General features: G+C 63.3%; 2 protein-coding genes. Both read left to right on the forward strand.

Translation table 11 applies throughout. From position 1 onward, the window contains the following. Positions 1–45 precede the first annotated feature (45 nt). Entirely contained in the window at positions 46–297 is a 252-nt protein-coding gene (locus P3H15_RS54330; protein WP_276144875.1) for a type II toxin-antitoxin system ParD family antitoxin, read from the forward strand. 4 nt (positions 298–301) lie between these two features. Further along, on the forward strand, positions 302–586 hold the full coding sequence (locus tag P3H15_RS54335; protein WP_276144876.1) for a type II toxin-antitoxin system RelE/ParE family toxin: 285 nt from the start codon (positions 302–304) through the stop codon (positions 584–586). Positions 587–632 lie beyond the last annotated feature (46 nt).

Genomic DNA, 632 nt, shown 5'->3' on the forward strand with positions numbered 1-632 from the left:
GTGAAGACTCCGGTGCGATATACCAAGAATTGGTACCATGGGGTCATGGGTAAGAACACGTCCTTCAGTCTCGATGAGCACTACAGCACGTTCATCGAGAACGAGGTTGCGTCGGGTCGCTACCGGTCCGCCAGTGACGTCGTCCGCTCAGCCCTGCGGCTGCTGGAAGACCGCGAAACCCACCTGAGCGCGCTGCGACAAGCGCTGGCGGACAGCGAACGGAGCGGCCCCTCGACGCCGTTCGACTTCGACGCCTTCCTTGCCCGCAAACGCGCACAGGAGCCGCGCCGCCGGTGAGCCGATTTCTGCTCTCCCCGCCGCTCAGGCCGACCTCGAACACATCTGGGACTACACCGCCGACCGCTGGGACGTCGACCAGGCCGAGGAGTACCTACGGCAACTCCAGCGCGGCATCGAACGCGCCGCCGCGAATCCGCTGGTCGGTCTGCCCTGTGACGAGATCCGAACCGGCTATCGCAAACTCGCCGTCGGGTCACACATATTGTTCTACCGGGTCACCTCCGAGGGCGTCGTCGATGTCGTGCGTGTCCTGCATCAGCGCATGGACGTCGACCGACACCTCTGAGGCGCCTACCGATAAGGGAATCAAGATCAGCGACAAACAGTTTCGC

Source organism: Rhodococcus sp. T2V, assembly GCF_029269925.1.
Taxonomy (GTDB): domain Bacteria; phylum Actinomycetota; class Actinomycetes; order Mycobacteriales; family Mycobacteriaceae; genus Rhodococcus_F; species Rhodococcus_F koreensis.